Origin of the sequence: Amycolatopsis sp. NPDC051102 (assembly GCF_040682815.1) — a bacterium.
Lineage (GTDB): Bacteria > Actinomycetota > Actinomycetes > Mycobacteriales > Pseudonocardiaceae > Amycolatopsis.
The window spans coordinates 249792-276373 of the sequence record NZ_JBFBBT010000009.1 but is presented as its reverse complement, the minus strand read 5'-3'; the positions used below and the strand labels follow the sequence as shown (position 1 = coordinate 276373).

General features: G+C 71.3%; 23 protein-coding genes. 12 read left to right on the top strand and 11 right to left on the bottom strand.

Going from position 1 to position 26582, the window contains the following annotated elements; translation table 11 throughout:
- Nucleotides 1–103: 103 nt before the first annotated feature.
- A complete protein-coding gene (locus AB0M93_RS25725) occupies nucleotides 104–1468 on the bottom strand; it encodes a hypothetical protein (protein WP_364276937.1) in 1365 nt (454 codons plus the stop codon).
- Nucleotides 1469–1575: 107 nt separating this feature from the next.
- Here AB0M93_RS25725 and AB0M93_RS25720 point away from each other — a divergent pair, with 107 nt between their 5' ends.
- Nucleotides 1576–2664 carry an LLM class flavin-dependent oxidoreductase gene (locus AB0M93_RS25720; RefSeq protein ID WP_364276936.1) on the top strand — a complete coding sequence of 363 codons (1089 nt, stop codon included), beginning with the start codon at nucleotides 1576–1578 and terminating at the stop codon, nucleotides 2662–2664.
- A complete protein-coding gene (locus AB0M93_RS25715; RefSeq protein WP_364276934.1) occupies nucleotides 2661–3245 on the top strand; it encodes an FMN reductase in 585 nt (194 codons plus the stop codon). The genes AB0M93_RS25720 and AB0M93_RS25715 overlap by 4 nt, the downstream gene beginning before the upstream one ends.
- Before the next feature lie 7 nt (nucleotides 3246–3252).
- Here the strand turns inward: AB0M93_RS25715 and AB0M93_RS25710 are convergent, their stop codons facing one another.
- Nucleotides 3253–3504: a dihydrofolate reductase family protein gene (locus tag AB0M93_RS25710; protein ID WP_364276933.1), complete on the bottom strand. Its 252-nt coding sequence runs from the start codon at nucleotides 3502–3504 to the stop codon at nucleotides 3253–3255.
- Between the two features lie 110 nt (nucleotides 3505–3614).
- On the opposite strand from AB0M93_RS25710, the gene AB0M93_RS25705 reads away from it, so the two are divergent.
- Genes AB0M93_RS25705 through AB0M93_RS25695 form a run of 3 tightly spaced genes read left to right on the top strand, consistent with a single transcriptional unit; the run spans nucleotide 3615 to nucleotide 6071 of the window.
- Nucleotides 3615–5039: a serine hydrolase domain-containing protein gene (locus tag AB0M93_RS25705; protein ID WP_364276931.1), complete on the top strand. Its 1425-nt coding sequence runs from the start codon at nucleotides 3615–3617 to the stop codon at nucleotides 5037–5039.
- On the top strand, nucleotides 5006–5434 hold the full coding sequence (locus tag AB0M93_RS25700) for a PGPGW domain-containing protein (RefSeq protein ID WP_364276929.1): 429 nt from the start codon (nucleotides 5006–5008) through the stop codon (nucleotides 5432–5434). The genes AB0M93_RS25705 and AB0M93_RS25700 overlap by 34 nt, the downstream gene beginning before the upstream one ends.
- A 10-nt stretch (nucleotides 5435–5444) precedes the next feature.
- The gene (locus tag AB0M93_RS25695) at nucleotides 5445–6071 is read left to right on the top strand and encodes a TetR family transcriptional regulator (protein WP_364276927.1); all 627 of its coding nucleotides are present in this window, start codon (nucleotides 5445–5447) and stop codon (nucleotides 6069–6071) included.
- On the opposite strand, the gene AB0M93_RS25690 is transcribed toward AB0M93_RS25695, so the two are convergent.
- The 7 genes from AB0M93_RS25690 to AB0M93_RS25660 form a co-directional block, all read right to left on the bottom strand.
- On the bottom strand, nucleotides 6031–6450 hold the full coding sequence (locus AB0M93_RS25690; RefSeq protein ID WP_364276926.1) for a carboxymuconolactone decarboxylase family protein: 420 nt from the start codon (nucleotides 6448–6450) through the stop codon (nucleotides 6031–6033). The two genes, AB0M93_RS25695 and AB0M93_RS25690, sit on opposite strands and share 41 nt — an antisense overlap.
- 113 nt (nucleotides 6451–6563) lie before the next feature.
- Nucleotides 6564–8876 carry a hypothetical protein gene (locus tag AB0M93_RS25685; protein WP_364276924.1) on the bottom strand — a complete coding sequence of 771 codons (2313 nt, stop codon included), beginning with the start codon at nucleotides 8874–8876 and terminating at the stop codon, nucleotides 6564–6566.
- A gap of 150 nt (nucleotides 8877–9026) precedes the next feature.
- Nucleotides 9027–11492, bottom strand: coding sequence for a LamG-like jellyroll fold domain-containing protein (locus AB0M93_RS25680; protein WP_364276922.1), 2466 nt, complete (start codon nucleotides 11490–11492; stop codon nucleotides 9027–9029).
- Nucleotides 11493–11521: 29 nt separating this feature from the next.
- On the bottom strand, nucleotides 11522–12496 hold the full coding sequence (locus AB0M93_RS25675; protein WP_364276920.1) for an ABC transporter permease: 975 nt from the start codon (nucleotides 12494–12496) through the stop codon (nucleotides 11522–11524).
- Complete coding sequence (locus tag AB0M93_RS25670) at nucleotides 12493–13455, bottom strand: ABC transporter permease (RefSeq protein ID WP_364276918.1); 963 nt, start codon at nucleotides 13453–13455, stop codon at nucleotides 12493–12495. The genes AB0M93_RS25675 and AB0M93_RS25670 overlap by 4 nt, the downstream gene beginning before the upstream one ends.
- Complete coding sequence (locus AB0M93_RS25665) at nucleotides 13448–15013, bottom strand: sugar ABC transporter ATP-binding protein (protein WP_364276916.1); 1566 nt, start codon at nucleotides 15011–15013, stop codon at nucleotides 13448–13450. Before AB0M93_RS25665 ends, AB0M93_RS25670 begins: the two co-directional genes overlap by 8 nt.
- Nucleotides 15010–16089: an ABC transporter substrate-binding protein gene (locus AB0M93_RS25660; RefSeq protein WP_364276914.1), complete on the bottom strand. Its 1080-nt coding sequence runs from the start codon at nucleotides 16087–16089 to the stop codon at nucleotides 15010–15012. The genes AB0M93_RS25665 and AB0M93_RS25660 overlap by 4 nt, the downstream gene beginning before the upstream one ends.
- A gap of 153 nt (nucleotides 16090–16242) precedes the next feature.
- Here AB0M93_RS25660 and AB0M93_RS25655 point away from each other — a divergent pair, with 153 nt between their 5' ends.
- Nucleotides 16243–17247 carry a LacI family DNA-binding transcriptional regulator gene (locus AB0M93_RS25655; RefSeq protein WP_364276912.1) on the top strand — a complete coding sequence of 335 codons (1005 nt, stop codon included), beginning with the start codon at nucleotides 16243–16245 and terminating at the stop codon, nucleotides 17245–17247.
- A 20-nt stretch (nucleotides 17248–17267) separates the two neighbouring features.
- Here the strand turns inward: AB0M93_RS25655 and AB0M93_RS25650 are convergent, their stop codons facing one another.
- Nucleotides 17268–18425, bottom strand: a complete 1158-nt coding sequence (locus AB0M93_RS25650) for an AAA family ATPase (protein WP_364276910.1) — start codon at nucleotides 18423–18425, stop codon at nucleotides 17268–17270.
- Between the two features lie 132 nt (nucleotides 18426–18557).
- On the opposite strand from AB0M93_RS25650, the gene AB0M93_RS25645 reads away from it, so the two are divergent.
- Genes AB0M93_RS25645 through AB0M93_RS25630 form a run of 4 tightly spaced genes read left to right on the top strand, consistent with a single transcriptional unit; the run spans nucleotide 18558 to nucleotide 24478 of the window.
- Nucleotides 18558–20534: a CBM35 domain-containing protein gene (locus tag AB0M93_RS25645; RefSeq protein WP_364276909.1), complete on the top strand. Its 1977-nt coding sequence runs from the start codon at nucleotides 18558–18560 to the stop codon at nucleotides 20532–20534.
- Nucleotides 20534–22825: a glycoside hydrolase N-terminal domain-containing protein gene (locus AB0M93_RS25640; protein ID WP_364276907.1), complete on the top strand. Its 2292-nt coding sequence runs from the start codon at nucleotides 20534–20536 to the stop codon at nucleotides 22823–22825. Before AB0M93_RS25645 ends, AB0M93_RS25640 begins: the two co-directional genes overlap by 1 nt.
- Nucleotides 22825–23778 (top strand): alpha/beta fold hydrolase, encoded by a 954-nt coding sequence (locus AB0M93_RS25635; protein ID WP_364276905.1) that lies wholly within the window; start codon nucleotides 22825–22827, stop codon nucleotides 23776–23778. Before AB0M93_RS25640 ends, AB0M93_RS25635 begins: the two co-directional genes overlap by 1 nt.
- A gap of 28 nt (nucleotides 23779–23806) precedes the next feature.
- Nucleotides 23807–24478 carry a GntR family transcriptional regulator gene (locus tag AB0M93_RS25630; protein ID WP_364276903.1) on the top strand — a complete coding sequence of 224 codons (672 nt, stop codon included), beginning with the start codon at nucleotides 23807–23809 and terminating at the stop codon, nucleotides 24476–24478.
- Between the two features lie 41 nt (nucleotides 24479–24519).
- Here the strand turns inward: AB0M93_RS25630 and AB0M93_RS25625 are convergent, their stop codons facing one another.
- The gene (locus tag AB0M93_RS25625; RefSeq protein ID WP_364276902.1) at nucleotides 24520–25011 is read right to left on the bottom strand and encodes a helix-turn-helix domain-containing protein; all 492 of its coding nucleotides are present in this window, start codon (nucleotides 25009–25011) and stop codon (nucleotides 24520–24522) included.
- A gap of 101 nt (nucleotides 25012–25112) precedes the next feature.
- Here AB0M93_RS25625 and AB0M93_RS25620 point away from each other — a divergent pair, with 101 nt between their 5' ends.
- Both AB0M93_RS25620 and AB0M93_RS25615 read left to right on the top strand, forming a co-directional pair.
- Entirely contained in the window at nucleotides 25113–25877 is a 765-nt protein-coding gene (locus AB0M93_RS25620; protein ID WP_364276900.1) for an SDR family oxidoreductase, read from the top strand.
- A 122-nt stretch (nucleotides 25878–25999) separates the two neighbouring features.
- Nucleotides 26000–26563 (top strand): TetR/AcrR family transcriptional regulator, encoded by a 564-nt coding sequence (locus AB0M93_RS25615; protein WP_364276898.1) that lies wholly within the window; start codon nucleotides 26000–26002, stop codon nucleotides 26561–26563.
- Nucleotides 26564–26582 lie beyond the last annotated feature (19 nt).

The following is a 26582-nucleotide window of genomic DNA, read 5'->3' as shown; positions in this document are numbered from 1 at the left end:
AGTGCTGGTGGTGGTGCGGACTCGCCTGCACCGTAGTGCAGGATATCCGCCGACCCCGACAACTTTCGCGCGCTGCCCTCCCCGGAGTGGCGAGCACCGCCCCCTAGCGGGGGTCGTAGCCCAGGTCGGGCCACAGGCCCAGCAGGGCTTCGATCTTCCGCGGGACCTGGAAGCTGTTCCGGAAGTTCGGCTTCTCGCCGATCGCGGCGAGGGCCTTGCGGAGGTCGCCGAAGGACGGCCGGGCGGCCGACTGCCGGGTCAGGACGTAGCAGTAGGTGCGCCGGGGGTAGGCGAACTCGTCGATGTACGCCTGCAGGACCAGGCCGGGGGCCTCGATCCGCGATCCGACGAGGGGCCGGCCCTGCTTCTGGCTGTAGACGGGGATCACGTGCACGCCCTGGCGGAGCGTGCGCGGCGGGTCCTGGCCCTGGCCGTCGTCGGCCCACAACAGCTCGACGCGGAACGGTGATTCGCCGTTCTCGCCGGGGTGGGTGTACTCGCGCTGCAGCTCTTCGAGCCGGTACGCGGCTTCGGCGTTCGGTTCGCCGCCTTCGACGAGGCTGACCAGGTACAGCTCGGCCGGCCGCGGCCAGGACGGGCGGGGCACGTCGGTGGCCTCGGTGGCTTCCGACGCTTCGGTGGCTTCGGGCTCGGCCGCAACCGGTTCCGGGGTTTCCGCTGCCACGGTGGCGGCCGGCGTGGTCGTCTCCGGGGTCTCGGGCTGCTCCGCGGGTGCGGCGGCCTCCGCCGGGCGCTCCGGAGCCGCGGCAGGCACGGGCGCCGGGGCCGGGGTGGCCGGGCGGACCGGCGACGGCGCGGGGGCCGCGGGCCGCACCGGGGACGGCGGCGGCGCCACGGCCGCGGGCCGCACCGGTGTCGGCGGGCGGCTGGTCACCACCGGCCGGGCGGGCGCGGCGGCGGGCCGGGCGGGCGCCGGCGGGCGGGCCGTGACCGGCTTGCCGGCGCCGTACTGCTCCAGCAGCGGCTCCAGGTCACCGGCGGTCAGCGACGGGCCCGCGAGGTCACACCACTCGAGCCAGGCTTCCTGAGCCTCTTCGACGGTGTGCCGCTCGTGGGAGAGCGTGACTGCCTCGAACAGCTGCCGCGGGCCGGCGGCGGTGACGTCGGCCGAGCCGACCACCACGAACGACGGGTCGTCCTCGGCGATCACCAGCTTCGCGTTCAGGCCGCGCAGCGAGTGCACGATCACGCCGGCCTTCACCCAGTGCAGCAGTGCGTGCGGGCTCGTCGCCCCGGACAGCACGGTGTCCAGGCTCGCGTCCGTGATCAGCGTGTCGCCGGGTTCCAGCGGCAGCAGGGCAGCCGCGCCGGGACCGACGTGGCCGAAGGCGGCCACCAGGTTCCGGCGCGGGGCGAGCAGGGGGGTGATCGAGGCCCAGATGTCGCGACCGGCGAGTAGTCGTACCGAACGTTCTGCCAAACCCAGCCGAGCGAGCTCCGCGTCCATGCCCAAAACCTTAGCCGGTGCCCCTGAGGGGCCTGACGGCCGGAATATCTCTTGCTTGGAAGTAGTTGAACGCGCATGTAAGATGGTGCTCGCGAAGGGAGCAGGTCATGCAGTTCGGAATCTTCACGGTGGGCGACGTCACGACCGATCCCACGAACGGAACCACGCCGACGGAACACGAGCGGATCAAGGCGATGGTCCGGATCGCGCTCAAGGCCGAAGAGGTCGGCCTCGACGTCTTCGCGACCGGCGAGCACCACAACCCGCCGTTCGTCCCGTCGTCGCCCACGACGATGCTGGGTCACATCGCGGCGCGGACGTCGAAGCTGATCCTGTCGACGTCGACGACGCTGATCACCACGAACGACCCGGTGAAGATCGCCGAGGACTTCGCGATGCTGCAGCACCTCGCCGACGGCCGGGTCGACCTGATGATGGGCCGCGGCAACACCGGCCCGGTCTACCCGTGGTTCGGCCAGGACATCCGCCAGGGCATCCCGCTGGCGATCGAGAACTACGCGCTGCTGCACAAGCTGTGGCGCGAGGACGTCGTCGACTGGTCCGGCAAGTTCCGCACCCCGCTGCAGGGCTTCACGTCGACCCCGCGGCCCCTGGACGGCGTCCCGCCGTTCGTCTGGCACGGTTCCATCCGCAGCCCGGAGATCGCCGAGCAGGCCGCGTACTACGGCGACGGCTTCTTCGCCAACCACATCTTCTGGCCCAAGGAGCACTTCCAGCAGCTGATCTCCTTCTACCGCCAGCGGTTCGAGCACTACGGCCACGGATCGGCCGACCAGGCGATCGTCGGCCTCGGCGGCCAGGCGTTCATCCGGCCGAAGTCGCAGGACGCGTGGAACGAGTTCCGGCCGTACTTCGACAACGCGCCGGTGTACGGGCACGGCCCGTCGCTGGAGGAGTTCACCGAGCAGACGCCGCTGACCGTCGGCAGCCCGCAGGAGGTCATCGACAAGACGCTGACCTTCCGCGAGCACTTCGGCGACTACCAGCGCCAGCTGTTCCTGATGGACCACGCCGGCCTGCCGCTGAAGACGGTGCTGGAGCAGCTCGACCTGCTCGGCGAGCAGGTGATCCCGGTGCTGCGCAAGGAACTCGACGCGCTGCGCCCGGCGCACGTGCCGGACGCGCCGACCCACGAATCCCTGAAGGCCGCGGCGCTGGTCGGGAGTGAAGCATGAAACTCGCAGTGGTGACAGCGGGGTTGTCGGTTCCTTCGTCGACCCGCCTGCTGGCCGACCGGCTGGCCGCGGCGACCGTCGCCGCGGCCGGGGAACCGGTCGAAGTCTCCGTGGTGGAGCTGCGGGACATCGCGTTGGACGTCACGAAGAACCTGCTGACCGGCTTCCCCGGCCCGGAGCTACGCGCGGCCATCGAGACGGTGACCGGTGCGGACGCGCTGATCGCGGTGACCCCGGTGTTCACCGCGGGCTACAGCGGGCTGTTCAAGTCGTTCTTCGACGTGCTCGACACGGATTCGCTGGCGGGCAAGCCGGTGCTGCTCGCCGCGACCGGCGGCACCGAGCGGCACTCCCTGGTCCTCGACTACCAGCTGCGGCCGCTGTTCGGGTACCTGAAGGCGGATCCGGTCGCGACGGGCGTGTACGCGGCTTCGTCCGACTGGGGCAGTGGTGAGGCTTCGGGGGCGTTGCAGCGGCGGATCGAGAAGGCGGGCGCGGAACTGGCTTCGCTGACGGCGGGCCGGCCCGCCGCGTCCGGGGGACCGGCGTTCGTGCCGTTCGAACAGCTGCTGGCGCAGTAGTCCCTCGTCAGCGGTAGTGAACGCGGTACCGCAGGTGGGTCACGCCGGCCCCGGCGACGACCTCCGCCTGTTCCAGTTCGGCTGAGCAGGCACCGAGGTCGTCGAAGTACCGCACGCCTTCCCCGAGGAAGACCGGCACCAGGTCGATCCGCACCTCGTCCAGCAGGCCGAGGTTCAGGCACTGCTGGGCGACGGCCGGCCCGGAGACGCCCACGGTGCCGTCTCCGGCCGCCTTGGCCTGCTCGATCGCGCTCCCCACGTCGGGGCAGAAAGTGAAGGGCGCCTTGTCGACACGGTGCCGAAAGTAGGGGGTGGCACCCGTCGTCCGGCAGCAGTCACCGAGCGTGCCCGCCGCCTACTTTCACCGGCATGACCAGGCTTTTCCTCCTCCTCGCGGCCCTGCTGCTCGCCACGGCGACGCCGGCGCACGCGGCGCCGCGGGACGTCGACGGCTACGTCCGTGCCTTCCTCGACCGCACCGGCCTGCCCGGTGCGGCCGTCGCGATCACCCACGGCGACGACGTCGTCCGCGTCGCCGGCTACGGCCACGACGCCGCGGGCCGGCCCCTCACCGCGTCGAGCCGGCTGCCGATCGCGTCGCTGAGCAAGTCCATGACCGCCTTCGCCCTGCTGCAGCTCACCGAAGCCGGCCGGATCGGGCTCGACGAGCCGGTGACGCGGTACCTGCCCGGCTTCCGGCTCGCGGACCCCCGCGGCACGCGGATCACCGTCCGGATGCTGCTGGACCAGACGTCCGGGATGGCCGATTCGGCGTTCCCCGATCTGAAGCTGCCGCAGCCGCACACCCTCGCCGAGGCCGTCACCCGGCTGCGGGACGCGCCGCTGGCGAGCGAGCCCGGCACCGAATTCCACTACCACAACCCGAACTACGAAGTGGCCGCGCGGATCGTCGAAGTCGTGGCCGGGCAGCCGTTCGCCGAATATCTGAAGGCGAAGCTGTTCACCCCGCTCGGGATGACCGCGAGCACCACCGTGGACACCCCGCCTGCCGGGACCGAGGGGTACGTCCGGGCCTTCGGGATCGAGGTGCCGGTGTCCGAACCGGACTGGTTCACCGGCGGCAGCCACGGCGTCCTCAGCACCGCGGAAGACCTGGCGAGGTGGCTGCGAGCCCAGCAGGACGGCGGCGGCGTGCTGTCCCCGGCGTCGGTCCGGCAGGCGCACACGCCCGCGCCCGGACGTGACTACGCGCTGGGCTGGCGCGTCCGGGACGGGCGGACGTCGCACACCGGCGAGCTGTTCACCCACACCGCGGCGCAGGTGCTGCTGCCCGGCGGCTACGGCGTCGCCGTGCTGGCGAACACCGGGATGGCGCTGGACAACGACGCCGAGCTGCTGGCTCAGGACCTCGCGAGCCTGCTGGAGGGCGGTACGCCCGAGCCGGCCCGGTCCGCCGGGGTGGTCGCGGACTGGGTGCTCGGCGCGCTGGCGCTGGTCGCGGTGGGCCTGGCGATCCTCGGTGTCCGGCGAGCCCGCCGGAAGCCGCGGTGGTGGCGGATCGGGCCGCCGCTGCTGCCGCTCCTGCCGCTGGTGTTCCTGCCGCAGCTGCTCGGGTGGGTATTCGCCGGACGGCGGGGTACCTACGGCCAGGTGCTCTACGTCTGGCCGGGGCTCGTGGCCGCGCTCGGCGTGGCCGCGCTGGCCGGCCTGACGGTGACCGTGGCCAGGGCGCGGGCGCTCGCGAGTGGCACGCGAGGGCGTGACCGGGAAGAATCGGACGAAACGAGGGGAGACGCCCAGTGGGCCTCGGCAAACAGGCGAAGCGGATCCTGATCACGGTGGCCGGTGCCATCTTGCTGGTGGTCGGGGTGCTGCTGCTCGTCCTGCCCGGCCCCGGGCTGCTGCTCGTGCTCGCCGGGTTGCTGCTGCTGGCGTCGGAGTTCCCGGCGCTCGAGAAGTACGTCGACCCGGTGCGCGACCGCGCGATGAAGGCGGCCGAGGAAAGCGTGTCGTCGCCGCTGCGGATCGCCGGCTCGGTGCTGGCCGGGCTGGCGCTGCTGGCCGCGGGGATCGTCTGGGGCACGGTGAAGTCGCTGCCGTTCAGCGGCTGGAGCACCGGGTCGAGCCTGATCCTGTCGTCGGTGGTGCTGTTCGCGCTGCTGGGCTGGAGCTACCACCGGGTCCGGTCGCGCCGCGAGTCCGGGACGAAGGCGTCCACGGATCGGTAGCCTCGGCGCCATGAGCGCTGGATTCCAGCGCGCCCGCCGTCCCGAGCAGGTCGAGGCGCGCCGGAGCGCGATCCTCGCCGCCGCGCGCGAACTGCTCGCGCAACGGCCGGTCGCCGAAATCAGCCTCCGGGAGCTCAGCTGCCGGGTCGGGCTGGCGAAGTCCAATGTGCTCCGCTACTTCGACAGCCGCGAGGCGGTCTTCCTCGAGGTCCTCGACAGCGCGTGGACGGCCTGGCTCGACGACCTGGAGGAAGCGCTCGGATCCGCGCGCGAGGAAGACGTCGCCGGCACGATCGCGGCGACGCTCGCCGGACGGCGAGAGCTGTGCGAACTGATCAGCGTGCGGGCGCCGGTGCTGGAACGCAACATCTCCGCGGACTACGCCCGCAGCTTCCACCGCCGCGCTTCGGCGAACACCGGACGGCTCGCCGAGCTGGTCCGGGGCCGGGTGCCGGAGCTGCCGCCGGAGGCGGTCCGGCACTTCGCGGGTGACGTGCTGGCGCTGGTGGCGGGCTCGTGGCCGGCCGCGAACCCGACGGCGGCCGTCGCGGCCGCGGGGGAGCCGCCGTCGTTCGCGGCGGGGCTGGCGGAGAGCCTCACGAACCTGCTGGCGGGGCTGGTCGCGCGGCAGCTGTGACCGGGAGCAGACCGCGCTCGGCGAAGACCTTCTTGGCCGCCGAGGTCGCGTTGAGCGCCTTCGGGAATCCACAGTAGACAGCCGAGTGCAGCAGGGCCTCGACGATCTCCGCCGGGGTCAGCCCGACGTTCAGCGACGCGTTGACGTGCCACTCCAGCTGCGGCTCGCACCCGCCGAGCGCGGTGAGCATGCCCAGGGTGACGAGCTGGCGGTCGCGCGGCGGCAGTTCCGGCCGCGCGTAGACCTCGCCGTAGCCCCACGAGACGACCGCTTCGGCCAGCGCGGGCGAGACGTCGGCGAGGCTCTCGAGCACGCGGCCGCCGTCGCTGTCGATCCCGGTCAGGGTCTTCAGGCCACGTTCGAAGCGTTCGTCGGTCATTGCGGGTCCTTTCCCCAGTGCGTCCGGAATCCGACGCTAGGGGCTGGAGCGCGCTCCAGGGCAACCGTGACGGCCACCACGGCGGGCTGCCGCGGTGGCCGTCACGCCGGAACTCAGACCGCCGTCGCCGTGCCGCGGGCCGACGCGCCCGTGTTCACGTAGACGTAGAAGCTCGTGCCCGCCTCGTCCGACCTGGTGCCGGCCGTGTTCGTGCTCCACGCCCGCAGCTGGACGTACGAGCCGCTGTTCCGGTCCGCGGGCACGTCGAAGCCGAACGTCGCCGTGCCGTCCGGGCCCGGCGCCAACGTCGTCTCCGGGCCGGAGTCCACCCGGTAGCCGTAGGCCGCCAGGTTCGCCTGGACCGGCGACAGGGTGCACTGGATGTGCTGCCCCGGTGCCACCGACCAGCCGGTCGCGTCACACGCCAGGCGCGGCGACGAGTACGCCACGTAGAACGTGTAGCCGCCCTGTTCGGACGTCGTTCCGTCGGCGAACTTCGTCGTCACCGAGATGCCGTTGATGTAGCTCTGCGTCGGGGTGAAGACCACGCTCGCCGTGCCGTCCGGGCCCGCGGGCACCGTGCCGTGCACGCCGGCGCCGAAGTCGTAGGTGTAGCTGACCGCACCCGGGACCGGCGAGGAGAACACGAACGTGCCCGGCGTGCCCACCGCGCCGCTGGTCTGGCCCTCGGGGTACTCCGCGCTGGTCACCTTCGGCTTGTTCGACGCCACCGGGACGTTGAGGCCGCCCCAGCCGGACTGCACGCCCGACGCGGTCGTCGTGTAGCCGTACAGCGAACCGTACGACGACGTCGCAGGCGTGACCGTGACGATCGCCGTGCCGTCCGCGTCGAGCGGCACCGTGATCAGGTCCTCCTGGTTCCAGTGGTAGGTGAACGAGACCGAGCCGGGCAGCACGGCGTGCACCCGGAACTGCACCGGCAGGCTCTGCGTCGGGTTCGCGGTGAGCTGCTCGACCTCGGGCTCGCCGGGCTCGCTGATCAGCTCGGTCGAGTGCTCCGCGGTCAGGTACCCGGTCGCGAGCCGGGACCGCACGGCCACCTGGACGTAGCCGAGCTGCGGGTCGGACGGCGTCACCGTCACCGTCGCCGTCCCGTCCGGGCCGGCCGGCACGGTCTCGTCCGGCTGGTTGGTCAGGTGGTAGACGTAGCCGGTGACCGGGGTGGTGCCGTACGGCGTGAAGGTGCACGTCCGGGTCACGCCGACGTAGTCGTCGAACGGCGTGCAGGTCACCCCGGGCTGGTTGTCCGCGACCCAGAACCGGTAGGAGCCGGTCGGCCCCTGGTTGCCCGCCGCGTCGACGGGTGTCGCGCTGATGCTCACCGGACCGTTCCACGTCGGCGCGTACCGCACGGTCGCCTTGCCGCCGCGGCGGTCGGCCGCCGCGTAGCCGCCGTCCCACTTGAAGCCGACGACGTCCGTGTCACCCTTCGCGTCGAAGACGAACGTCCCCGGCACGCCGGTGCCGCCGGACCCGGGCGGCGCTTCGGCGGTGTAGTCGGGGGAGGTGATCGCCGGCTCCGCCTTGGGCGCGGTGAAGTCGGTGGTGAACTTGCAGGTCGCGCTCCACGGTCCGAAGAGGCCGCTGTCGTCCTTGCCCCGCGCCTGCCAGGCGTAGGTGACGCCTTCGCTGACGCGCGAAGTGATCTCGACCCACGTCAGGCCGGTGCCGGCCAGGGTCGTGCGCTGGTCCGGGTGGTCGGCGGGCCAGAACGCGAACTCCGTGCCGGGGTAGTCGTCGTCGGGGTCCGTGACGTCGGCGCCCAGCACCACCTGCCGGGACACCACGAGCGGCTTCGCGGTGCACGCCTGGTACGTGACCTTCAGCCCGGTCGGCTTGGCCGGCGGCCGGTCGTAGTTGAGGAACAGCTTCGCCTTCGGGTCGTACTCGCGGCCGAACTCCGGGTCGCTTAGCTGGTCCTCCGGCAGCCGCAGGACGAACGTCGCCGTCGTGCGCCCGGCGTCGAGCGCGTTCTGGATCGCCGCGGTGGCCGTCCAGGTCAGCCGGTCCGACGGGCACGACGAGTCGAGGTACGGCCCGTTGACCTTGAGCAGCTCGGCCGGCTGGGTGTTCCACGTCGGCTTCTTCGCCGGGGCGGTCAGCCAGAGTTCCGTCGAGCGCGCGTTGGCGCAGTCGGTGACGGCGGTTTCGCCGGTGCTCACGTACGCCGACTGCAGGCGGTTCCCGCGCACCGCCGAGAGGTCGAACGTGACGTAGGACTTGGACACGTGGTTCGTGCCGCCGGCGTAGGTGTGCGCGCCGACCGGCGCGTCCCCGGCCTGGTCGACGAAGCTGGCCTTCGGCACGGCCGAGTCGATGTAGGCCCACGACGAGGCCGCGATCTCGGTGCTCGATTCCGCCGCGGCCGGGGCCGCGGTGAGGACCGCGGTGCCGGCCGCGACCACGGCCGTGACGAGTGTGAGAACGCCCGCTCTCGCGGGCAGGTTCGATCTTCCGGAGCCCAAAACGGCTCACCCCCTGTGCGTGTGCACCCGATGGCCGTGGAGTACGGCCATACCGCTATCGCACACGCACAGGGGGTGTTACCGGTTGCCCTACTTACCGCTGGAATACAGCGCGCTCACGTCCGCATCGGACAGAGCGCGGTCGTAGACGTGCACCTGGTCGACGGCTCCGTTCAGGTAGTCGACCGGGCCGCCGCCGTACTTGCCGCGGCCGATCACCGTGTGCCCGGTGGACGCTTCGCCGAGGCAGACGCTCTTCGTCGCGGCCAGCTGGCCGTCCACATAGAGCTTGAGCGTCCCCGCGGCCGCGTCACGGACGCCGACCACGTGGTACCAGCGGTTCGCTTCCGGAGCCGTGGGCGCCAGGGCCCGCGTGCCCACGAAGCTCATCGCCAGCCGGTGGTCCGCGCCCGAGTACTGCAGGAAGAACGCGCTGTTGCTGTCGCCGTCCTGGCTCACCACGGTCTGGAAGCCGTCACCGACGGCGTTGAACTTCACCCACGCCGCCGCGCTGTAGCTGCCTTCGGTGTTCAGCAGCGCCGCGCCGGTGTCGGCGAACTGGCCGGAACCGTTGGTGGCCAACGCCGAACCGCTCTTGCCCGCGGTCCAGGACGCGCCGCCGACGAGGGTGGCGTCGTGGCTGCCGGCGACGTCCTTCGCCACCGTGCCCGCGTTCTCGTCGAACGGGTACGCCGCGATGCCGTCGATTCCGGGCGTTCCGGCGGGAACGGACGGACCGGACACCGGGACGCCGGTGGCGCCCTTGATCACCGCGAGGTTCGCCGCGCGGACCGCCGCGAAGTCCATCTTCTTCACCTGCCGGTCGTAGGTGAAGAAGCCGTTGACCTCCTTCTCGACGTCGGTGGTCTGCGTGTAGACGCCGGCCGAGACGCCGCACCGCTGGGCGACCAGCAGCAGGCGCTGCTGGAGTTCGCCGTAGCGCCGGGTCAGCGTCGCGCTGTCGGGCTCCATTTCGTACGCGAAGCTGCCTGCCGGGTCGAACTGGTGGCCGTCGACCTTGAGGCCGAGGCCGCCGTACTCGCCGTCGACGGCCGCGCGGGTGCCGGTCTGCGCCGGCGTGCCCGGCCCGGTGTAGGAGTGGTCGTCGTAGATGTCACCGCGGCCGCTGTCCGGTTCGGACCGGCAGCAGTTGACGCCCGACTCGGCGTTCACCAGCCGGGAGGGATCCCACGCCTTGACCTCGTCGGCGATCCGGCCGACTTCGTAGTCGCCCCAGCCCTCGTTGAACGGCACCCAGGTGACGATCGACGGGAAGCTGCGGTGCTGGTCGATCATCCGGTGCAGCTCGGACTCGAAGTTGACGCGCGAAGCCGCGGACGGCTCGACGTCGTCCTTCATCGCCGGCATGTCCTGCCAGACCATGAGCCCGAGCTTGTCGGCGTAGTAGTACCAGCGGTCCGGCTCGACCTTGATGTGCTTGCGGACCATGTTGAAGCCGAGCGCCTTCTCCTGCTCCAGGTCGAACTTCAGGGCCGCGTCGGTCGGCGCGGTGTAGATGCCGTCCGGCCAGAAGCCCTGGTCGAGCGGGCCGACCTGCATGACGAACTTGCCGTTGAGCAGCATCCGCTGCTTGCCGTCGGCGGTCTTGCCGACGCTGATCGACCGGATGCCGAAGTAGGAGCCGACCTCGTCGCCCGAGGGGACGAGCCGCACGCGCAGGTCGTAGAGGAACGGGTCGTCCGGCGACCACAGGTGCGGCCGGTCGACCTTCAGCTTCAACGGCTTGTTCGCGTCCCCGGACACGCGCCCGACCGGGCGGCCGTGGTCGTAGGCGACGGCTTCGACGCGCTGCTTCACCGGCCCGCCGACCACGGCGTTCACCGTGACCGAACCGCTCGCCACGTCCGGCGTGATGTCCAGGCGGTCGATGCGCGCGGACGCCACCGGCTCCATCCAGACGGTCTGCCAGATGCCCGACGTCGGCGTGTAGAAGATGCCGTCACCGGGTTGGCGCTGCTTGCCGATCGGTTGCCCGCCCTGGTCGTTCGGGTCGGCGACGCCGACGATCAGTTCCTGGTCGCGCGCGGTGGTCAGCGCATCGGTGACGTCGACCGAGAAGGCGTCGTAGCCGCCGGTGTGGCGGCTGACGGTCTTGCCGTTGACGATGACCGTCGTGTCGTAGTCGACGGCCTGGAAGTGCAGCAGGATGCGCTGCCCCCGCCAGTCGCGCGGCAGCTGGAACGTCCGCCGGTACCACATGTTCGTCTCGTGGCGCATGATCCCGGACAGCGCGGACTCGACCGGGTACGGCACGAGAATGCGCTCTCCCAGGGAACGGCCGATCGGGGCGGCCTCACCGGGCTTGGCCGAGGAGAACTCCCAGACGCCGTTGAGGTTCTGCCACTTGTCGCGGGTCAGCTGCGGTCTCGGGTAGTCCGGCAGGGCATTGGCGGGGGAGACGTCGTTCGTCCACGGGGTGGACAGCGGCGGGGTGAGCCGCTGCCACTGGGGCGGGGACTCGGCGTGCGCGGCGGGGACCGCGAGTCCGGTGAGGGCCAGCGCCAGTACGGCGGCCAGCCGGGCGGGGCGGAACATCGTTGAACCTCCTGGTGGGGGAGCAGGGTTCAGCGGGTACGAGAGCGCGCGAGCAGGCGCTGGATGACCACGACGACGAGCAGGAAGGCGCCGCTCACCACCGTCTGGTAGTTGGAGTCGAGGGTGCCGATCTGGTTGATGACGTTCTGGATCAGCGTGCGCAGCAGCACGCCGACGAGGGTGCCGATGATGGTGCCGGCGCCGCCGGTGAGCAGTGTGCCGCCGATGACGACGACGGAGATCGCGTCGAGTTCGGTGCCGACGCCGATCACCGTGACGCCGGACTGCAGGTACGCGGCGGTCAGGACACCGGCGAACCCGGCCAGCGCGCCGCTGAGCGTGTAGAGGCTGATCTTGGTGCGGGCCACCGGAAGTCCCATGAGCAGCGCGGACTGCTCGGCACCGCCGATGGCGAACACCGACTGGCCGAACCGCGTGCGGCGCAGCAGCAGCCCGCCGAGCGCGAACAGGACCAGCGTCAGGTACACCGGGACGCCGACGCCGAAGATCGTGCCCTGGCCGAGCCAGAGGAACGCCGAGCCGGGGTCCACTTTGTACGTCGTCGCCCCTTCGGACGTCAGGGCCAGCAGCAGGCCCCTGGCGAACAGCAGCGACGCGAGCGTCACGATGAACGGGGCCATCCCGGTGCGCGCGATGAGCACGCCGTTGACGAACCCGATCAGCGAACACACCGCCAGGGGCAACAGGATCGCCACGACCAGGCCGTACTGGGCGCCGTACGCGGCGAGGACACCGCCGAGCGCGTAGTTCGAGCCGACCGAGAGGTCGATGCCGCCGGAGATGATCACGAACGTCATGCCGAGCGCGATCACCGCGAGGAACGAGCCCTGCAGCACCAGGCTGCGCAGGTTGTCCGCGCTGCCGAAGTGCGGGAACGCGAACCACGAAGCGAAGATGCCGAGCACGAGCACGACGGCCGCACCCTGGCGCTGCAACACGCCGGCGAACGCGGCGTTGCGCGCTGTGGTCTGGGTGGCTGTCATCGGCTGCTCCGCTCGCGCGCGACGTACACCGCGACGATGATGATGGCCGCCTGGACCATCTGCGCGGTGGAGTCCGGCAGGTTGTGCTTGATCAGGGTCGCCTGGACGAGCTGCATGAGCAGGGCGCCGAAGACCGTGCCGAGCACCCGGACCCGGCCGCCGGTCAGCGGGGTGCCGCCGACGACGACCGCGGTGATCGCGGACAGCTCCATGAGCAGGCCGACGTCGCTCGGGTCGCTGGCGGCCAGCCGGGACGTCGCCAGTACGCCGGCCACCGCGGCCAGTGCCCCGGAGATGACGTAGACACTGATGAGCACGCGCTTGACCGGCAGGCCGGCCAGCGTGCTCGCGGCGCGGTTGCCGCCGACCGCCACCAGGTGCCGGCCGAACGTCGTGCGCTGCACGACCAGCCCGGCCAGCACCGCGAGCACGCCCGCGACGATGACCATGATCGGCACGCCCAGGAAGTCGCCGGTACCCAGCTCCAGGAACTCCTGGTTGTGCAGCTGGACGAGCTGGCCGTGGGCGATGACCAGCGCGAGCCCGCGCCCGCCGACGAGCAGCGCCAGCGTCGCGATGATCGGCTGGATCCCCAGATAGGCCACCAGGTATCCGCTGAACAGGCCGGAAACCACGCCGGCGATGACGGCGACGATGATCGCCATCAGCGGGCCCGCGCCCAGGTAGAGCGGGATGAGCGCGGCGGCGATCGCCATCACCGAGCCGACCGACAGGTCGATGCCCTCGGTGCCGATCACCAGCGCCATGCCGAGCGCGACGATGCAGACCGGCGCCGCCTGCACCAGCTGGGTGCGGAAGTTGGCCGCGGACAGGAAGTTCTCGGTGAACGCGATGTTGAACAGCAGCAGCACGACGACGGCCAGGTAGACGCCGTAGTTCTGCAGCCACGCGGTGACTTTCGCGCGGTCCGGGGTCTTGGTCAGGGTGGCGCTAGACATCGTTGTCACCCCCGGGTGCTTCGGCTGCGATCGCGGTCAAGACGTTCTCCTCGGTGATGCGGTCGCCGGTCAGCTCGCCGACGACCGAGCCGTCGCGCAGCACGACCACGCGGTCGGACCCGTCGATCAGCTCTTCCAGCTCGGACGAGATGAGCAGCACGCCGAGCCCCTCCTGCGCGAGTTCGTCGATCAGCGACTGCACCTCGGCCTTCGCGCCGACGTCGATGCCGCGGGTGGGTTCGTCCAGGAGCAGGATCTTCGGGCCGGTGGCGAGCCAGCGGGCGAGCAGCACCTTCTGCTGGTTGCCGCCCGAGAGCTCGGACACCTTCTGCTCGGGGCTCGAGGCCTTGATCCGCAGGCGCTCCATGAAGATCTTGACGACCTTGTCCTGCTTGGCCTTGCTGACCAGGCCGAACGGCGAGAGCGTCGGCAGTGCGGCCAGCACGATGTTCTCGCGGACCGACAGGTTCGGGATGATCCCGTCGGTCTTGCGGTCCTCGGCCAGCAGCGCGATCCCCGCCCGCATGGCTGCCTTGATCTTGCCTTTCTTCAGCGGTTTCCCGGCCAGCAGCACCGATCCGCCGTCCAGGGGAAAGGCCCCGACGATGGCCCGCGCGGTCTCGCTGCGGCCCGAGCCGAGCAGGCCGGCCAGGCCGACGACCTCGCCGGGCCGGATGCTCACCGAGACGTCGTGCAGCCTCCGCAGGCCGCTCAGGTTTTCCGCCTTGAGCAGCGGCTCGCGCTCGACGTCGTGCTCCTCGCCGAACGCCGTGACGCCCTCCTCGCGGATCTGCTTGATCTCCCGGCCGAGCATCTTCGACACCAGTTCGATGCGCGGCAGGGCCTTCAGCGGTCCACTGTGGACGACCCGGCCGTCGCGCAGCACGGTGACGCTGTCGCACACCCGGTACAGCTCGTCCATCCGGTGGCTGACGTAGACGATCGCGATGCCTTCGGCGTGCAGCCGGTTCAGCACCTCGAACAGCGTCTCGACCTCGCGCGGCTCGAGCGACGACGTCGGTTCGTCCATGATGACGACCTTGGCGTCGGTCGAGACCGCGCGGGCCAGGGCGACCATCTGCTGCGCGCCCACGCCGAGGGTGTGCAGCGGGCGCTTGACGTCGTCGTCGATGCCGTAGCCCTTGAGCAGCTCGCGGGCGTCGGCGTACATCTTCGACCAGTCGACGAGGCCGGCCTTCGTGCGGGGTTCGCGGCCGAGGAAGACGTTGCCGGCGATGCTCATCAGCGGGACGAGGTTGACCTCCTGGTAGATCGTGGAGATCCCGGCGCGCTGCGCGTCGATCGGCCGCTTGAACGTCACCGGCTCGCCGAGGTGGCGGACTTCGCCTTCGTCGGGCTGGTAGACGCCGGTGAGCACCTTGATCAGCGTGGACTTGCCGGCCCCGTTCTCGCCGACCAGCGCGTGCACTTCACCCGGGGCCAGCGCGAAGCTGACGTCGTCGAGCGCGAGGGTGCCGGGGAACCGCTTGGTCACCCCGGCCACCTCGAGCACCGGTGCGGTCGTCATGGCGACGTCCTCTTCGGTGGCTGCGGTCATTTGTAGGAGTTCCCGACCTTCTGCGCGGCGTTGGTCTCGTCGTACTGGTCGTCGGTGATCACGATGCTCGCCGGGATCGGCTCGCCGTTCTCGAACTTCTGCAGCGTCTGGAAGGCCAGCGGGCCGAAGCGCGGGTTCGACTCGACCACGGCGTTGTAGCTGCCGTCGACGATGAGCTGCACGGCGTTGCGGGTGCCGTCGATGGAGATGATCTTGACGTCCTTGCCCGGCGCCTTGCCTGCCGTCTTGAGCGCGTTGACCGCGCCGACGCCCATTTCGTCGTTCTCGGCGTAGACGGCGGTGATGTCGGGGTGGCTCTGGATGAGCTGCTCCATCACGGCCTGGCCCTTGGAGCGGTCGAACTCGCCGGTCTGCTCGGCGACCACGGACAGCCCCGGGGTTTTCGCGAGCTCGTCCTTGAAGCCCTTGGTGCGGTCGGTTGTCACGTTGTTGCCGGACGAGCCGAGCAGGATCGCGACCTTGCCGGTGCCGCCGGTGACCCGCGCGGTCTCCTGGGCGGCACGCTTGCCCTGTTCGACGAAGTTGGAGCCGATGAAGGTCAGGTAGTCGCTGCACGGCTGCGACGTCACCTTGCGGTCGATGGTGACGACCGGGACCTTCTTGGCCTTCGCCGCGTCGAGGGCGGGCTGGAGGCCGTCGGAGTTCAGCGGCGCGACGATCAGCAGCTGGGCGCCGCGGTCGAGCATCGACTTGATGTCGCTGATCTGCCGGTTCAGGTCGCTCTGGGCGTTGGTGACCAGCAGTTTGTCACTCGCGATGCCGAGCTTGGCGGCTTCGTCGCGAATGGACTGCGTCTCGGTGATCCGGAAGGGGTTGGCCTCCTTTTCGGACTGTGAGAAACCGACCACCGCGGTCTTGAGGTCGACCTTGGGGTAACCGGTTTTCTCGAGCGTGCAGCCGTCGGCGGACGGGGCGGCGGACTGCGCGCTGGCGGCCGGTCCGCCGCCGCTCGACGGGGCCGCGGGGGATTCCTCCCTGCTCGTGCAGGAGGTGAGGGTCAGTGCGGCGGCGGCCGCGGTGACCAGAACCAGTCGGGGACGGGAGGACAAGAGCACGGCGACTCCAAGGGCAGCGTCGTTGGTGGCCCGCTCGCCGGGGTGATCGGAGTCACCGCGGGAGCCTTGGGGTACTTTTTACATCGTTGGAACAACGTTGTAAACCGGCAGCGGCTCGCTACACTTCGTGCTCACTCTCTGAAGGGACCGCCCGTGACCGTGACGCTCAAAGACGTCGCCACGCTCGCCGGAGTGTCGGTGAAGACGGTGTCGAACGTCGTGAACGGCTACGCCTTCGTCAAGCCGGAGAACCGCCGGCGCGTCGAGGAAGCCCTGGCGGCGACCGGGTACCGGCCGAACGTCGGGGCGCGCAACCTCCGCCGCGGCCGCACCGGCTTCCTGGCGCTGATGGTGCCGGAACTGTCGATCCCGTACTTCGGCGAGCTGGCCGGCCTGGTGATCACGGCGGCGCAGAAGCGCGGCTGGAGCGTCCTGATCGAACAGACGCAGGGCACGCGGCCGCGGGAGCGGGAGACGCTGTCGTCGCTGGGGCCGCACCTGGTCGACGGCGCCCTGGTGCACCCGGAAGCGTTGGAGGCGGCGGACTTCCCGGCCGAGCCGGGCGGGATCCCGCTGGTCATGCTGGGCGAGCACGCGGTGGACGTGCCGATCGACCACGTGGCGATCGACAACGTCCTGGCGGCGCGCACGGCGGTGTCCCACCTGACCGCACTGGGCCGGAAGCGGATCGCGGCGATCGGGCGGAACCCGGCGCGCGGGACGTCGTCGCAGCGCCTGGCGGGGTACCGGTCGGCGCTGACCGAAGCCGGTTTGTCCTATTCGGACGCTTTGGTGGCGCCGGCGGAGAAGTGGCACCGGTCGGTCGGGGCGGCGGCGATGAAGTCGTTGCTGGCCCTGCCGTCGCCGCCGGACGCGGTGTTCTGCTTCAACGACCTGCTGGCCATCGGCGCGCTGCGCGCGGTGGCCGAGCTGGGCCTGCGGGTCCCGGAGGACGTGGCGATCGTCGGGTTCGACAACAACGAAGAGAGCGCATTCTCCCTGCCGTCGCTGACGACGATCGCCCCGGACAAGACGGCACTGGCCGAGGCGGCGGTGGACCTCGTCCACCGCCGCATCACAGGCGACACGACGTCACCCCCGCAGGACATCCAGACCCCGTTCGCCTTGGAGATCCGCGAAAGCACCCGCGGCCGCTGACTCACCCGGCTGGGTACCGGTCAGCGGGCGGGCCAGTGCCAGGACGGGCGGTCCAGTCGGCCCTGGCCGGCGACCTTCGTCTCGCCGTACTCCTTCTCCAGTTCCACCGTGCCCACATCGGTCACCGCGGCCAGGGCGCGGATCAGGGGCTGGGCGTGGGAGACGACCACCAGCTGGGTTTCCTTGGCCGCCGTCGCGATCAGCGTCGCCAGGGCCGGGAGGAGGTCCGGGTGGAGGCTCGTCTCCGGCTCGTTCAGCACCAGCAGCTCCGGCGGGCGCGGGGTCAGCAGGGCCGCCACCCACAGCAGGAAGCGCAGCGTCCCGTCCGACAGCTCCGCCGCCGACAACGGCCGCAGCAGGCCGTGCTGGCGGAACTCGACCGACAGCAGGCCGTCCTCGGAGCGCCGCACCTCCACGGTCGAGCCCGGGAACGCCGCGTCGACCACGTCCGCGAGTTCCGCAGCGTGGCCCACCTCGATGATCGTCTGCAGGGCCGCCGCCAGGTCGGCGCCGTCGTGGGACAGCACCGGCGTGCGGGTGCCGATGCGGGACTGGCGGGCCGGGGCGCCGGCGTCGGTGCGGAAGTGGTCGTAGAACCGCCACGACCGGATGCGCTCGCGCAGCACCACCAGCTCCGGGCACGCCCGCGGGTCCGCGAACTCGCTCAGCATGCTGTCCGTCGACCGGATCTTGAACCGGTCCTCGCCCCAGGCCCCGGACGAGACGCGCGTGCGGACCGACGGGCCCGCCCGGTCCGCCAGCAGGGCGGCCGGCCGCAGGTAGGGCCCCGACCACACCGCTTCCCGCTTGAACTCCGGGTCGAGGTTGAACAGCGTCGCGCCCGGTACCGGCAGTCCCAGGTCGAGCGCGTAGCCGAACTCGTCGCCCGCGAAGCCGAGCCGCAGCCCGACGGCTTTCGTGTGCACCTTGCCCTGAACCCGCGTGGTGCCCCGCCGCACGCCGTTCTCCGGGCCGGCCCACAGCGTCGACGGCAGGCCGCCCTCCCGCGCCAGCGCCGCCACGGCGCCGTTGCGTGACGCGTCCGCCAGGAGCCGCAGCGCCCGGTACAGGCTCGACTTGCCGCTCCCGTTCGGGCCGGTGACGACGGTCAGCCCGGACAGCGGCAACACCAGGTCGCGCAGCGAACGGTAGTTCTCGACGGCCAGCGTGGTGAGCATGGCCAGAACCTAGTCGCCGCAAATTCGTCCGATCTCTGTCCGGTCCAAGTCGTTGACACCGTCGAGCCGCAGCAGTCAGGATCAGCAAATCCTATAGGATCCACGGTTTGTCCGGACCTCGAAGGAGTGGTCATGGCAGCACGGGCTCTCGGTGCCCTCGCCGGGCTCGCGGTCGTCGCGGGCCTGCTCACCGCCCCGGTGGCGGCGGCGGAAGAACCCCAGCTCATAGCGCAGAAACCCTACATGGGCTGGAGCAGCTGGAGCCTCGAGTCGACCAACTACCCCGGCGTCAACCCCACGGGCACGGCCAGCTGGCTCACCGAGCAACACGTCCTCCAGCAGGCCGACGTGCTCGCCGCGAAGTTCAAGCAGCACGGCTACACCTACGTCAACATCGACGCCGGCTGGGCGAATTCATTCGATGAATACGCCCGCCCCGTGGTCAACCCGGCGACCTTCCCGGACGGCATGGAGTACGTCGCCGACTACGTCCACCGCAAGGGCCTCAAGCTGGGCTCCTACCTCGCCGTCGGCCTGGACGTCAAGGCCTACAACGACGGCAATTCGCCCATCGCGGGCACCACGGGCTGCCACACCCGGGACCTCGTCTACCCCGACCTGCGCAAGACCAACGGCTGGGACTCCGCTTACAAGATCGACTTCGCCAACCCCTGCGCCCAGTCCTATGTGGACTCGCTGGCGCGGCTGCTGGCCGGCTGGGGCGTCGACTTCCTCAAGCTCGACGGCGTCGGCCCCGGCTCCTTCAAGGGCGGCGACGACCACACCAACACCGCCGACGTCGAGGCGTGGCACCGGGCGATCGCCAAGACCGGCCGCCCGATGGAGTTCGTCGTCTCCTGGGCGCTGAGCCACCGCCAAGCCGGCGTCTGGAAGGCCAACACGAACGGCTGGCGCGTCGACACCGACGTCGAGTGCTACTGCGACACCCTCGTCACCTGGAACGCCTCGGTCAAGCAGCGCTGGAACGACGTCGTGCAGTGGATCCCCGACGCCGGCCCCGGCCACTGGAACAACCTCGACTCCCTCGACGTCGGCAGCGGCAAGATGGACGGCCTCACCGAAGCCGAACGGCAGAGTTACATGACGCTGTGGGCGATCGAAGCCGCGCCGCTCTACCTCGGCGACGACCTGACCCGGCTCGACGACTACGGCGTCAAGCTGCTGACCAACGACGAGGTCATCGCCCTCGACCAGGCCGGGATCCCGGCCAAGCCGGTGAGCCAGACGACCGACCAGCAGGTCTGGTACAACCGCAACGCCGACGGCAGCTACACCGTCGCCCTGTTCAACCTCGCCGCCGTCCCCGCCCGCGTGACCGCGGACCTCGCGCAGCTCGGCATCGCCGGCCCGGTGCAGATCCGCGACCTCTGGGCCCACAAGGACGTCGGCGACACGACGGCGGACCTGCCGGTGCACGGCTCGCGGCTGTTCAGGGTCACCCCGCGTGACCGCAACGCCCTCGCCGCGCCCGCTGTCGTGCACGGCACCGCGGCCACCGGCACCAGCGTCTCCCTGGCCTGGGACGCCTCGAAGGGCGCGCAGAGCTACGACGTCTACGCGAACGGCCGCAAGGTCGCCGGCACCGGTGGAAGCACCGTGACGGTCACCGGTCTCAAGCCGTCGACGTCGTACGACTTCACCGTGGTGGCGAACCAGCGCTCCGGCCGCCCGTCCGCCCCGAGCCGGAAGATCAGCCTGACGACCCCCGCGGCCGACGGTCCCCGGACGTACGAAGCCGAGAACGGCAGCCCGCAGGGCGGGGCGACGGTCTACGACTGCGCGTGCTCGGGCGGCAAGAAGGTCGGCTACCTCGGCGGCAGCGGTTACGTGGTGCTGCCCACCGTGACGGCGGCCAAGGCGGGCACCTACCTCATGCAGCTGTCCTATGTGGACGGCGATTCCAGCCGGACCGGCATCGTCACGGTCAACGGGACGTCGTTCCCGCTGCCGGTCGCCGGGAGCAACGACGATGACTGGAACACCCCGCAGACGGTGACCGTCCCGGTGTACCTGCAGGCCGGGGCGAACACCGTCCAGGTCGGCAACCAGGCCGGTTACGTCTACGACGTCGACAAGATCACGGTCTAGTGGCGGATCTCCTGCTCTCCTGGCCGCGCCCGGCGGCCGACTGGACCGAGGCCCTGCCGGTCGGCAACGGCCGGCTCGGCGCGATGGTCTTCGGCGGCGCCGGCCGCACCCGGCTCCAGGTCAACGACGCGTCCGTCTGGTCCGGCACCCCGGACGGCCCGGCCGCCGCCCTGGCCGGCATCGACGCCGGCCCGGACCGGCTCGCCGAGGTGCGCGAGGCGGTGTTCGCCAAGGACTTCCGGCGTGCCGAAGCCCTGCTGATGACGTTCGAAGGCCCGTACAGCCAGGAGTTCCTGCCCTACGTGGACCTCTGGCTGACGCTGCCCGAGGGCACCTCGCACGGCCGCACGCTCAACCTGGACAACGGGGTCGTCACCGAGCGGCTGACCATCGGCGGCCACGACGTCGAGCGGACGACCTGGGTGAGCCGGCCCGCGCAGGTCGTCTGCGTCGCCGTGACGTCGTCCGGCCCGCTCGACGTCGGTGTCGACATAACGACACCGCTGCGGGAAGTGGGGCGGAACGGCTTGGACCTGGGCATCGAGCTCCCGGTCGACGGCGCCCCGCGGCACGAGCCGCAGGTCGAAGAGCCGCTGCGGTACGGGACCGCGGACGGGTACGACCCGTTCGGGGCGGTCGCCGTCCGTGTCGCGCGCAACGGCACGCGGACCCTGATCGTGCTGGCCAGTTCGACCGGCGCACACGACGCCTGGACCGGCGAGCGGCCGCGCACCCGCGACGAGCACCGGCGACGCGCGGCCGACCTCGCCGAACGGGCTGTCGCGGCCGGTGCCGAGGAGCTGCGGCGGGCGCACGAGGCAGACCTGCGGCCGCTGCTCAGCACCTGCAGCCTCCGGATCGGCGACCGCCGCGGCGGCACCCACGACGTCGCCGGGCTGCCGGCCGGAACCGACGAACGGCTGATGGCGACGGTGCTCTTCCAGTACGGCCGGTACCTGCTGGCGAGCGCGTCCCGGCCCGGCGCGCCCCCGGCGAACCTGCAGGGCATCTGGAACGACGACCCGCGCCCGGCCTGGTCGTCGAACTACACGATCAACATCAACACGCAGATGAACTACTGGGCCGCCGAGACGACCGGGCTCGGCGAGTGCCACGAGCCGCTGTTCGACCTGCTCGGCAAGCTCGCGGTCACCGGCACGGACGTGGCGCGCGAACTGTACGGCGCCCGCGGGTGGGTCACCCACCACAACACCGACCCGTGGGGCTGGGCGCTGCCGGCCGGGATGGGGCACGGCAACCCGTCGTGGGCGAGCTGGCCGATGGGCGGCGCGTGGCTGGTCCAGCACGCCTGGGAGCACTACGACTTCACCCGCGACCGCGGTTTCCTCGCGTCGACGGCCTGGCCGCTGCTGCGCGGCTGCGCCGAGTTCTGCCTGGACTGGCTGGTCGAACGGGACGGCCACCTCGACACGTGCCCGTCGACGTCACCGGAGAACCTCTTCCGCTCCGAAACGGGGAGCAAGGAGTCGCTGACGTACTCGTCCACAATGGACGTCTCGTTGATCCGGGCGGTGTTCGAGCGCAGCCTCGCCGCGGCGGCCGCGCTCGGCGTCGACGACCCGCTGTGCGCCGAGATCGCGGCCGCGCTGCCGAAGCTGCGTCCGCTGCCCGTCCTGCCGGACGGCCGGCTGGGGGAGTGGGCCGAGGACCTGCCCGAGGAGGACCCGCTCCACCGGCACCTCTCGCCCCTGGTCGCCGTCTACCCGCTCGGCCAGGTCGGCTTGCCGGCCCCGGGCCCGCTCGCCGTCGCCGCCGAGCGGACGCTCGACCGGCGCGGCCCGGGCGCGATGGGCTGGTCCTGGGCGTGGAAGATCGCGCTGCGCGCCCGTCTCGGCGACGGCGAGGCCGCGCGCTCCCTCCTGCGTGAGGCGTCCCAGCCGTTCACCGGCGACCGCCACCGCGACGCCCCGGTCGACGGCTCGGAGTGGGGTGGCCTGCTGCCCAACCTGTTCAGCACGCACCCGCCGTTCCAGATCGACGGCAACCTCGGTTTCCCGGCCGGCATCGCGGAACTGCTGGTGCAGAGTCATTCCGGCACGATCGTGCTGCTCCCGGCGCTGCCCGTGGCCTGGCCGGACGGCGAGTTGCGCGGGCTGCGCTGCCGCGGCGGCGTCACCGTGGACCTGGTGTGGCGCGACGGCGAACCGGACCTCGTCCGGCTGAAGCGGACCGGCGGGGACCCGCACGAGCCCGTCCGCGTCCGGTTCCGCTGCGCCACCGCGGAAGCCCGGCTCGCGGTGGGGGAGTCCACCGTCCTGAAAGGACTGTGATGCTGACGGACCTCGGCCGGGACGCGCTGTGGGAGTACCGCAGCGATTACGCGGCGCCGGCCGACTTCGACACCTTCTGGGCGTCGACGCTGACCGAAGCGCGGGCGCACGAGATCGGCGTCCGGCTCACCCCCGTCGAAACCCCGTTGCGCCTGATCGACGTCTTCGACGTCACGTTCGCGGGCTTCGGCGGCCATCCGGTCCGCGGCTGGCTGAAACTGCCCCGGGGTGTCGAGGGGCCGCTGCCGGCGATCGTCCAGTTCCACGGCTACGGCGGCAGCCGGGGCAGCGAGCTCGAGCAGCTGCACTGGGCGGCCGCGGGTTACGCGCACCTGCAGGTCGACGTGCGTGGCCAGGGTGGCGTGACACCCGACCCGGCCGGCAGCGGACCGGCGTATCCCGGCCACCTCACCCGGGGCATCGAGAGCCGCGAAACCTACGTCTACCGGCGGATCTTCACCGACGCGGCCAGGGCGGTCGACGCGGTCCGGGCGATCAGCTGCGTCGACCCCGCCCGGGTGGCCGTGGTGGGCAACAGCCAGGGCGGCGGGATCGCGCTGGCCGCGGCGGCCCTGGTCCCGGACGTCGCCGCGGTGCACGCCCAGGCGCCGTTCCTCTGCGACTTCCGGCGCGCGAGCCTCGTCGCGGGGCAGCGGCCGTACACGGAACTGACCGGTTACCTGGCCATGCACCGGACCCAGTCGCGGAGCGTCTTCACCGTGCTGTCCTATTTCGACGGTGTCGGGTTCGCGAGCCGCGCGGCGGCGCCCGCGTGGTTCTCGGTGGGGCTGATGGACGATATCGTGCCGCCGTCGACGGTCTTCGGTGCCTACCACGCCTACCGCGGGCCGAAGGAGATCGCCGTCTGGGACTACAGCGCCCACGAGGCCGGCGGGGAAGACGACCTGCGTGCGGTGCTCGACGCGTTCGGCCCGGTGCTGGCCGAGCAGTAGCCTGGAGGGACGAACCGAGAGGGGACCGATGACAGGCGGACGGCGCCTCGAGGCCCTGCCGGGCAGGCAGGTGCTCGCCGACGGCGTCTACGAGCAGATCCGGGCGCTGATCATGAACGACGGCATCGCCCCCGGTGCGCGGATGAACATCGACGAGATCGCCCGCGAGCTCGGCGTCTCGGGCACGCCGGTGCGCGAGGCGCTGGCGCGGCTGGAGTCGGAGGAGCTCGTCAGCCGGCTGCCGCTGCGCGGCTACCGCGTCACGGAACTGCTCGACCGCAAGGAAGTCGACGACATGTACGCGCTGCGGCTGCTGCTGGAGCCGCCGTCCGCGGCGCTGGCGGCCGCGGCGATGTCGGAGGCGAACGTGGCGCTGCTGGAGGCCGAGCTGGCGACGTGCCCGGCGGCCCCGGCGGAGGACGCCTACAGCGACTACAAGGCGTTGACCGCGCACGACGCCCGCCTGCACGAGCTGATCCTGCGCCTGGCGGGCAACGCGGCGGTCGAGCAGGCGTTCGCCCGCACCCACTGCCACCTGCACTTCTTCCGGTTGAACTACAACCAGCCGTTCGGCGAGCAGACGATCACCGAGCACCGGGCGATCGTGGACGCCCTCATCGCGGGCAACCCGGCGGGCGCCCGCCAGGCGATGACCGACCACCTCGAGGTGGCCCGGGACCGTCTGCTCGACCGGCTCTGACGGTCCTGCCTGCCGGAATTTCCAGGTCTGCGCGCGCCGGGTCAGCCGACCGGATCGGCCAGCGGGATCTCGCCCTCGCCGAGCCATGATCCGCGCCACGCCAGATCGCCCCTGACCAGCGGCTTCCCGCAGGCGTCGCACTTCGCGCCGGGCCGGGTGAGCCGGCCGCAGCGGGTGTGGACCAGCGTCATCGGGCCGGGCCCGGCTTCCGACGAAGTGTGGGCGTCGCCCCACGCGCCGAGGGCGTGCAGCACCGGCAGCGCGTCCGAGCCGGCCTGCGTCAGGCGGTACTCGTGGCGGGTGCGGCCGCCGTCGCGGTAGGGGAGCTTCGTCAGCAGGCCGCGGTCGACCAGCTTGGCCAGCCGGGTGGTCAGCACGTTGTCGGCGATGCCGAGCTGGGCGCGGAAGTCCTCGAACCGGGTGGTGCCGGCGGTGGCGTTGCGCAGGATCAGCAACGTCCACGGCTCGCCGAGGACGTCGGCGGCGCGGGCGATCGGGCAGGCGGCGTCCGCCCAGGTGATGCGACGGCTCATCGTGTGATCCCTTCGAGCTGACTTGCTAGGAGAAAGTTTACGCCGTACCGTCGTCCTCAGCTAGCTTGCAACGAGCAAGCCAGGTGCGAGAGGAGTTCGTCATGGACATCACGGGTGCGGTGGCGCTGGTCACCGGAGCGAACCGGGGCCTCGGCCGGCGGTTCGCCGCGGAACTGCTGGCGCGGGGTGCGGCCAAGGTCTACGCCGCGGCGCGCAACCCCGACTCGATTCTTGCGGGGGTCCGGGTGGCGGAGCCCCCGGCCCGGGGCGCAGCCCCGGATGTCGCCGTCGACCTGCCGGGGGTCGTCCCGCTGCGGCTGGACGTGACCGACCCGGAGTCGATCCGGGCGGCGGCCGCGCAGGCGGGCGACGTCACGCTGCTGGTCAACAACGCCGGCTCGTCGACCGGGGCGTCCCTGCTCGGCGGGTCCCTCGAGGACATCCGGCTGGAGATGGACACGCACTACTTCGGCACCCTGGCGGTCACGCGCGAGTTCGCGCCGGTCCTCGAGCGCAACGGCGGCGGCGCCGTGCTCAACGTCCTGTCGGTGCTGTCCTGGTTCACCGCCCCGCGGGTGGCGGCGTACTCCGCGGCGAAGTCGGCGGCCTGGTCGCTGACCAACGCGCTGCGCCTGGAACTGGCGCCGCAGAAGACCCAGGTGACCGCGCTGCACGTCGGGTACATGGACACCGACATGGCCAAGGACGTCGACGGCCCGAAGATCGACCCGGCGGTCGTGGCCGGGCTCGCGCTCGACGGTGTCGAGCAGGGCCGGTTCGAAGTGCTCGCCGACGACGTCAGCCGGAACGTGCGGGCCGGGCTCGCCGGTGATCTCGCCGGGCTGTACCCCGCACTGGTTTCCTGAAGACGCTTTCGCCGACCCCGGAATACCGGGGTGATCGCCGCGGGCGTATGAATGGGCGGGTGGCGGAACGCGTCGAAGCGGGAATGGGCCGAACGAGGAACCGCTGGGGCGAAGGTGAACGGTTGCGCGGCGAGATCCTGGCCGCGGCCGGCCGCCTGCTCGCCGAGCTCGGCGGCGAGGACGGGCTGACGATCCGCGGCGTCGCCCGCGCCGTCGGGATCGCCCCGGCGAGCATCTACCAGCATTTTTCCGATCGTGCGGAATTGGTGCGCGGGCTGCTCGACCACGAATACGCGCGGCTGGCCGAATCGATGCGCGCGGCGGAGGAGTCGCTTGGCGAAACCGACGTCGTCGGCCGGATCCGCGCGCAGATTCACGCCTACTGCGCCTTCGCTATGCAGAATCCGGGGCATTACCGGCTGATGCTCGCGAACGGCGCGTCCGATCTGGAGCCGGGCAGCCGGCCGGAAGGCCCGCTCCTGGACGTGATCGACCGGCTGACGGCGGGGTTCGAGCGTTGCGTGGAGGCGGGTCACCGGTTGCGCGTGACGCCGGGCCGCGCGGCGGCGGTGGTGTTCGTCGGCGCGCACGGGCGGGTCGCGCTGTTCCACAGCGCCCTGAACCGGACCGGGGCCGAGCTGGTGGAGCCGTTCGTCGACGAGCTCGTGTCGCTGGTATTCGCCTGATCGGCGGGGTGGCGTGCCG